Source organism: Desulfovibrio sp. SGI.230 (assembly GCF_050313065.1).
Taxonomy (GTDB): domain Bacteria; phylum Desulfobacterota; class Desulfovibrionia; order Desulfovibrionales; family Desulfovibrionaceae; genus Desulfovibrio.
The window spans coordinates 1-8071 of record NZ_JBNPKS010000024.1; the positions used below are offsets into that span (position 1 = coordinate 1).

Below are 8071 nucleotides of genomic sequence, written 5' to 3' on the forward strand. Positions count from 1 at the left end.
CACCACGTTCACCGTGATGGTCGTACTGTCGCTGTCGCCGTCCGTATCCGTCACCGTCACGGTCAAATCATGAGAGATCTGCGTGTCCGTAGCGGGATCGCTCTTGTCATGTTCCGTGGTGTTCCTGTCGAGCGTATAGCTGAACTCCAGCTTGCCCGTGACAGGGTCATAGCCCGTCACGGCCAGGGTGCCTTCATCTGTGGTCACAACGTTGCCGGTCAGCTTGCCGTTTGCAAAAACCACCACGTTGCCGATGACGATGGAAGCCACGCCGTCAGGGGCATTGATGGCCAGGGAGCCGTTGGCCGTAACGGGCGCCTCGGCCTCACCAGCCTGAGTACCGCCCGCCAGGCCGGATTCGTACACCGTCATCTCGCTGCCATCCGCGCCGATCCCGCCGGTGATGGTCACCTCGTAGTCGATATCGACTTCCGGGGCGCTGGGCTCCACCGTATCCGTAGCAAGCTGCGTGCCGCCATCGAAACCGATATCCAGACGACCCAGATGATCGATGCCGTCCAGCAGATCGCTGCCGCCGTACTCGTTATAGCGGCCGCTGCGCGAGGCACTGCTGGCGGCGGGACCGGCGGCGGGCATCAGGTCTTCGCCAAGGGCCGCGAAGAAATCCTGCCCGCTGATCTCCACACCTTCCACCTGGAAGGAAGGCATCTCTTCCTTGGAATAGGTGGTGTAGAAGCCCTGCAACTGGATGGAAGAGCCATCCTCAAAAGTCAGGACAAGATCGTCGCCATTGCGGGTCAGCGTCGCCGCATCCGCGGGGAAGTCGAAGATGAAGCGTCCGTTAGGAGCGCTGGGGACGGTCTGTGTGGTACCAGCGGCAGGCTTGGCAAGACGGATATCGGCCATGAGGGACCCCCGAAGAAAAAATAGTGTGATCTGTCAAAAAATATGGAAACGCAAAAGCCCCGTACCGAAAGGGCTCGGGACAGGGCTCGGCTTTGCAAGGCACGCTCAGGGAGCGTCCGGCGAAAGGCAGGGGGAAGACATAAAAAAATCCTGCCATGCCAGATGATTGCATATACTTTGCCCCTGTAAGGAACACGATGACGCAAATCCCTGGAATCAGGCAGGAACGCTACAGGCCATCCATCAGTGACAGCCAGATGCGAACAGATACTATTTTTGTGCCGGTGCTGTCAAGGGGCATCATGCCCGGCAGCGCCGACGGCGGCCAGAAAAACCGTCGCCGGGGGAGGCAGCCCGGGGCAGGCGGACGCGGCCCGCCGGATCGCCGTCAGGTAAAAAAGCGGCAGCGTGCCGGCCAGCGCCCTGACCGCAGGCCCCATCCCCATCGGCCTCCCCGGCTGCCGCCCGACCACCACAGGCTGGCCCTCCCCAGCCGGCCGGCAAGAACGCTCTCCAGGAGACAAAAGGAGACCTCCCGGCAGGGCAGCCCGCGCGGGAGGTCTCAAGAAAAGGCGTCCTGTCAGAACAGGCCTAGAACAGGCCGGTCACCTGGCCGGATTCCAGATCCACGTCCACATTGCGGAAGGCCGGACGCGACCCCGTACCGGGCATGAGGCTGATGTCGCCGGCCACCGGCACCACCAGGCCCGCGCCGCCGTAGAACAGGCAGTCGCGCACATGCAGGCGCCAGCCCGTGGGCGCGCCCTTGAGAGCGGGATTGTCGGACAGGGAGTACTGGGTCTTGACCATGCAGATGCCCAGCTCTTCGGCGTCGGGACGGGCTTGCAGATCCTTGATGCGCTGCTTGGCCAGCGAGGAGAATTCCACGCCGTCGGCGCCGTAGACTTCCTTGGCGATGGTCTCGATGCGCTGTTCGAAGGGCATGGACCAGTCGTACAGGGGCGCGAAGTTGTTGGGCTCGTTGCAGGCATCCATGACGGCATCGGCCAGTTCCAGGGCACCGTCGCCGCCCTTGAGCCAATGCTCGGACAGGGCCACGCGCGCGCCAGCTTCTTCGCAGATGCGGCGGATGGCGGCGATCTCGTTCTTGCTGTCGGTAGCGAAAGCGTTGATGCAGACCACGGGCGACACGCCGGAACGGCGCACGATGCCGATGTGACGCAGCAGGTTCACGCAGCCGGCTTCCACCAGGCCCACGTCTTCACGGGTGTAGGGTTCGGGCAGCGGACGGCCGGGCATGGGCGGCTGGGCGCCGCCGTGGTTCTTGAGGGCGCGCACCGTGGCCACGATGACGGCGGCATCGGGCTTGAGACCGCTCATATGGCACTTGACGTTCCAGAACTTTTCGTAACCGATCTCGGAACCGAAGCCGGATTCCGTCACATGGATGTCGCTGAGCTTGAGGGCCACGCGGTCGGCGATGATGGAGCTCTGGCCCAGGGCGATGTTGCCGAAGGGACCGGCGTGCACCAGCACGGGCTGGCCCTCGATGGTCTGGATCAGGTTGGGTTTGCTGGCTTCCAGCAGCCAGGCCATCATGGCGCCGTCCACTTCCAGGTCGGCGGTGGTCACGGGATTGCCGGCGCGGTCAAAAGCCAGCACCACGCGCGACAGACGCTTGCGCAGGTCGGGCAGGTCGCGGGCCAGGGACATGATGGACATGATCTCCGAGGCGGCCGTGATGTCGAAGCGCGAACGCATCATGAAACCGTCGTTGCGGCGGCCGTCGCCTTCGATGCCGATGATGACGTTGCGCAGGGCCTGACAGCAGAAGTCCATGGCCCAGCCCATGCCCACGCGGGTGGGATCGATGTTGAGGCGGCGCATGCCGGACAGGCGTTCCAGCTTTTCGTCGTCATAGTTGCGCTCGTGCTGCATGCGCGAGGTCAGGGCCACCATGGCCAGGTTGTGGGCCGAGGTGATGGCGTGGATGTCGCCGGTGAAATTCAGGGAATACGGGGTCAGCGGGATGCACTGGGCCAGACCGCCGCCCGCAGCGGAGCCCTTCATGCCCATGGTGGGGCCGCCCGAAGGCTGGCGGATGGCCGCCGTGGTTTTGACACCACGCTTGGAGAGGCCCTGCACCAGACCGATGGTAGTGGTGGACTTGCCTTCGCCCAGCGGGGTCGGCGTGATGGCGGTCACGTCCACATATTTGCCATTGGGCCTGTCAGCCAGACGGCGCAGCACCGCCTGTTGCTCGATCTTGCCCATGTAGTGGCCGTAAGGCAGCAGCTCGTCCTTCTCAAGCCCCAGCTCGGCAGCCAGGGTTTCCACAGTTTTCATAGATTTTTCGGCATCCTGGGCGATCTGCCAGTCAGGGTGCTTGGTGGGATCAAGAGCCATGGCTTCTCCTTTTTTGTTTGCCTGTTCTTACCCTTTTACAGGGCTTTGGGTCAAGCAAATGCCTGCCTCCGGCTTGCCTTTGCATGCCATCTGCAGCATGCTTTGCGGATGGAAAGATCCCAGCCCTTTCTTTTGCGCTGCACGCACGGCCGGCTGGCCCTGGAACTGCGCCTGCTGCCCGCCGGGCAGGACTGGCAATTGCTGCTGACCGGCGGCGATGCCCATATCGGTGCCGTGATCCTGGCCGAGCCCGCAAACGCCCTGCCCCCGGACGTCCCGGAAGCCATGTCCGCCCGCACCGCCGGGGGCAGGTCACGACCGGGCGTCATGTCCGACACCGCCTCTTCCGGGACGGAAGATGGCGTGCGCCTGCATGTCCTGCGCCGTACAGGGCACCACGACGACAAGGCCGCCCTGCCGCTGGCGCGGAACTATTGCCGTGCGCTGAAGGCCACGGTATGTGTCAGCGCGGGCATCCACTATGACCATATCAGCCGCGAGGAGATCGACACGGTACTGGCCCTGGCCCGCATGCTGGGAGCCTGCGGCCTGCGCCGTCTCCGGAGGCTACAGGAGAACGACCATGCTGACAGTGAAAGATCTTGAAGAATTCGAGAATTACATGCGCTCCGGCGAGCTGGAGACCGATTTCAAGGACGGCTGCGAAAACGACCGCTACTATCTGCTGGAGCTGCTGGAAAAATTCATGGACGTGGCCGAACTGGCCGACGAGACGGCCACCAAGGTCATCTTTCGCGGCCAGATAGGCCTGCTGGCCGGTGCGGGGGCCGCCCTCGAAGGTGAAAAAAAGTAACGGGAAAAATATTTTTTGAGGGAAGGAGAACCTTCCTCCGGGCGTGCGGCTCTTGATGCCCGCAGTTCCCTGTGGCGCAACGGCCCGGCCCCCTACGGCCCCTTGAGCCTATTGCCGGTACACGAGATGGGCCCCTCGCCCCTCAGGCCCTTTCCCCACGCGTCATTCCGCAAAGGCCCCGCCTGCCATCGGCAGACGGGGCCTTTGCCATCATCAGGATATGTTTTCGCAAGAACTCCCCTGCCCTACGCCAGCATGCCGGGCAGGGACAGCACATCGTGCATGGCCGCGCAGAGGCGCTCCACGTCCTCGCGGGGACTCACATAGGGCGGCATCACATAGACCAAACGGTTGAAGGGCCGTATCCAGACGCCCCGCCGCACGAAAAAGTCCTGCATGGCGGCCATATTCACCGGCCGGGTGGTCTCCACTACGCCGATGCTGCCCAGCACACGTACGTCTTCCACCTGCGGCAGTTCCCGGCAGGGAGCCAGGCCCGCTGTCAGGGCCGTTTCCAGCATGGCCACCTGCTCCTGCCAACGCCCTTCAGCCAGGATGTCCAGGCTGGCGCAGGCCACGGCACAGGCCAGGGCGTTGCCCATGAACGTGGGCCCGTGCATGAAGACCATGCCGTCCCGGCAGATGCCCTGGGCCACTTCTTCCGTGCAGGCCGTGGCGGCCAGCGTCATGACGCCGCCGGTCAGGGCCTTGCCGCAGCACAGGATGTCCGGGCAGACACCGGCCCTCTCCGCGGCGAACAGCGTCCCGGTACGGCCAAAGCCCGTGGCGATCTCGTCGAAGACCAGCAGGGCCCCGTGCTCACGGCACAGGCGGGCCATGCCGCGCAGATAGTCGGGATGATAGAACCACATGCCGCCCGCGCCCTGCACCAGCGGCTCAAGGATGACCGCCGCGATGCGCTCGCCCTGCTCCGCGAAGATGCGGCGGGCGTCATCCAGGCTGGCCGGATCGAAAGGCTGGTCGAAACGGCAGGAAGGCCGTTCCATGAAGATCTGGCGCGGCAGCATATGCGTGAACAGGCAATGCATTCCGGTCACGGGATCGCACACCGACATGGCGCCGGTGGTATCGCCGTGATAACCGCCCCGGGGCGTGAGGAAGCAGGTGCGCTGCTTCTGGCCGATGCCCTGCTGGTATTGCAGGGCCATCTTCAAGGCCACTTCCACCGACACGGAGCCGGAATCCGCCAGAAAGACACGCGCCAGGCCCTGCGGCAGCATGGTCAGCAGGCGTTCGCCCAGCTCCACGGCAGGCGCATGGGTCAGACCGCCGAACATCACATGCGGCATCCTCCCGGCCTGCCGCTGGGCCGCAGCCACCAGACGCGGATGGTTGTAGCCGTGAATGGCCGTCCACCACGAGGACATGCCGTCCACCAGCTCCCGGCCGTCGTCCAGCACGATGCGGTTGTGGTGGCTGCGCGCGGCCGCGAAGACCGGCAAAGGATCCACCACGGACGTGTACGGATGCCAGAGGATGCGCCTGTCCCGCAGCGGCAGGGGCTCTTCGTTGCCCACGGCTGCCGCCTGTCCTGTCAGGGACGGCACATGCCGGGACAGCGCAGGCAGCAGCACGGCGCAGGCATCGGCCAGCTCCTGCCAGCCCGCCGCATCCAGCCGGGCCACACGGGGCAGGACGACCACCGGCGCATCCTCGCCCCAGGCCGCCAGACGGCGACGCAAAAATTCAGGATTGTCGGCCAGTATCCGTTCCCGGTCATGCCGTTCCCCGGCGCTCAGTCCTTCCGGCTCTTCCGGCGCCATCAGGACCACCGCCGCCGGGCGCAGTCCCTTCAGGCGCAGGGCCTGCAGGGAGAGCAACACATGGTTGAGCGCGCCCAGACAGTTGCTGCCCACCAGCAGGACAGGCAGATCCAGGGCCGCCATGAAATCCAGCGTGTCTTCTTCCTCATTGATGGGGACAGCCATGCCGCCCGCACCTTCCACCAGCAGCAGGGAGGTCTCCGTCTCCTGCCAGTGGGCCCGGACATCCTCGGCCAGCCCGGCCACCGTCAGGCGCTGCCCTTCTTCCCCTGCCGCCAGATGCGGCGAGGCGGGCAGACGGAAACAGTGCAGGGTCGCCGCAGGCGCCGGGGGCAAGGGCGGCAGGTCGGCCACGGCGCGCGCGTAGGCCACGCCGTCGGCCAGAGCGGAGGTCGCCAGCTGCTCTGGCCGCACACCGGTCTGGACGGGCTTGAGGGCCTGGGCCGCCACGCCCCGGCCACGCAGGGCTCGCAGCAAGGCCGCCGTGAACGCGGTCTTGCCCACGTCCGTCCCGGTGCCGGTCACGAAAAATCCCTGTACGGGGCCCCTGTCGCCGGGGCGACCCGCTGTCATCTTTCCAGCACTCATGGACGTGCCACCTCCAGCCCCGCGGCTTCGATCATGCGGATGTCCTCTTCCACGCCCATGCCCTGCGTGGTCAGGTAGTCACCGGTCATCAGGGCGTCGGCCCCGGCCCGGAACATGTCGCCCTGGCGCTCCCGCAAGGTCTCGGGCCGTCCGCCGCAGATGCGCAGGCTGGCTTCGGGCAGGATGTGTCGGAACAGGGCGATGATGCGCAGGGCCTCCTCCGGTTCCAGCAGGGGCTGTGCGGCCAGCGGCGTCTGCGGATGGGGATGCAGAAAATTCATGGGCACATGGCGCACGCCCAGCTCCCGGAGGCTGAAGGCAAAGTCCATCCTGTCCTCCCAGCTCTCGCCCAGGCCGAACAGCCCGCCGGCGCAGACCGAAAGGCCCGTTGCCTGCGCACGCAGCACCGTATCCCGACGCTGGTCCCAGAGCTGTGTGGAACAGATGCGGGGATAATAGGCACGCGATGTCTCCAGATTATGATGGTAGCGGCGCACACCGGCCTGTTCCAGTTCGCGCAGATGTTTTTCCGGCAACCGCCCCAGCGAGGTGCAGACCCGGCGGCGCACGTCTTCCGGCAGGTCACGCACCACAGCCAGCAGGCAATGCAGTTCCTGCTCTTCCAGGGCCCCTCCGCTGGTCACGATGCCGATACGGCGCACGGGCCAGGCAGCCAGCCGCAGGATGCGTTCACGCAGTTCGGCGGCCTCCAGAAAGGGGAAATGGGCGATGGGCGTGTGGTTGTGGCTGCTCTGGGAACAGAAACGGCAGTCCATGCCGCAATCGCCGCTGCGGGCATTGATGATGGCGCACAGGCTGATGCGCTTGCCGTGATGCCGCTCGCGCAGGGCAGCGGCGCTGTCCAGCAGGGCCTCCAGCGGCGCATCAAGAAGACGGACCGCTTCAGCGGGCGTGGCGGGTACGGGAAAAACAGGATGGTTCATGTGATGGATCCTTGGGGGAATGCTTGGGACGAAGGGGACAGAGTCGATGCCTGTCCGGAGAGGTGGGAGCATCATGCTCCCCCGGAAGGCATATGCTGTACCAGAGCAGCATATGCCCTTCCGGTAAAAGAAAAAACCCGCCGGGCGGCGGGTGTTTGTGCTATTGGGCCTTGCGACGCTTTTCCCACAGCTTCATGTCTTTCATTTTGCGGCGACGCTCGCGCTGCAGCGCCTTGCACACCAGAGGCGTATCTTTCTTGAAGCCCCACTTTTCGCGATAGGCCGCGGCATCCATGCCGTGCATGGCCAGATGGCGCTTGGTGAGGATCTTGAAAGTCTTGCCGCATTCAAGACACGTTACAGACTTTTCCTTGATGGACTTGCGGGCATCCTGCTGCATGTCGGCGGAATCCAGCTCCACAGGCATTTCGCCCTCGGCGACGGTACGGATACCGGCAGCCACTTTCTGGATAAACGAAGTGATTTCTTCTTCCGACATGACGCGCACGCTGGCCTGCGCCCTGGCAATTTCCAGTGCTTCTTTCAAATAATCATCCATGGTGTACCTCATGCGTATAGCCTGCAACAGTGGAATTGCATTCCCCTCGTTGCGCCAATTTCAACAACTTTTACTGGGTACAATAGACGACAGCGTTTCGTCAACAAAGACGAAACGCAAAATCGTATATTTTTCGCCAGGATGGGTT

General features: G+C 64.4%; 6 protein-coding genes and 1 pseudogene. 2 read left to right on the top strand and 5 right to left on the bottom strand.

What is annotated here, in order from left to right; genetic code table 11:
* Positions 1–867: pseudogene (locus ACQRAG_RS11680) on the bottom strand (VWA domain-containing protein); the annotation flags it as partial.
* 591 nt (positions 868–1458) lie between these two features.
* Entirely contained in the window at positions 1459–3234 is a 1776-nt protein-coding gene (locus tag ACQRAG_RS11685) for a formate--tetrahydrofolate ligase (RefSeq protein ID WP_427803601.1), read from the bottom strand.
* 108 nt (positions 3235–3342) lie between these two features.
* Between ACQRAG_RS11685 and ACQRAG_RS11690 the strand changes: the two genes are divergently transcribed.
* The gene (locus tag ACQRAG_RS11690) at positions 3343–3840 is read left to right on the top strand and encodes a hypothetical protein (protein WP_304021429.1); all 498 of its coding nucleotides are present in this window, start codon (positions 3343–3345) and stop codon (positions 3838–3840) included.
* Positions 3818–4048, top strand: a complete 231-nt coding sequence (locus tag ACQRAG_RS11695) for a hypothetical protein (RefSeq protein WP_304021425.1) — start codon at positions 3818–3820, stop codon at positions 4046–4048. Before ACQRAG_RS11690 ends, ACQRAG_RS11695 begins: the two co-directional genes overlap by 23 nt.
* A 245-nt stretch (positions 4049–4293) precedes the next feature.
* Here the strand turns inward: ACQRAG_RS11695 and bioA are convergent, their stop codons facing one another.
* The 3 genes from bioA to ACQRAG_RS11710 all read right to left on the bottom strand — a co-directional run bounded on the left by bioA (position 4294) and on the right by ACQRAG_RS11710 (position 7923).
* Entirely contained in the window at positions 4294–6420 is a 2127-nt protein-coding gene (bioA, locus tag ACQRAG_RS11700) for an adenosylmethionine--8-amino-7-oxononanoate transaminase (RefSeq protein WP_427803602.1), read from the bottom strand.
* Positions 6417–7364, bottom strand: coding sequence for a biotin synthase BioB (gene bioB / locus ACQRAG_RS11705; RefSeq protein ID WP_168934584.1), 948 nt, complete (start codon positions 7362–7364; stop codon positions 6417–6419). Before bioB ends, bioA begins: the two co-directional genes overlap by 4 nt.
* Positions 7365–7524: 160 nt before the next feature.
* On the bottom strand, positions 7525–7923 hold the full coding sequence (locus ACQRAG_RS11710) for a MucR family transcriptional regulator (RefSeq protein ID WP_040368935.1): 399 nt from the start codon (positions 7921–7923) through the stop codon (positions 7525–7527).
* Between the last annotated feature and the right edge of the window lie 148 nt (positions 7924–8071).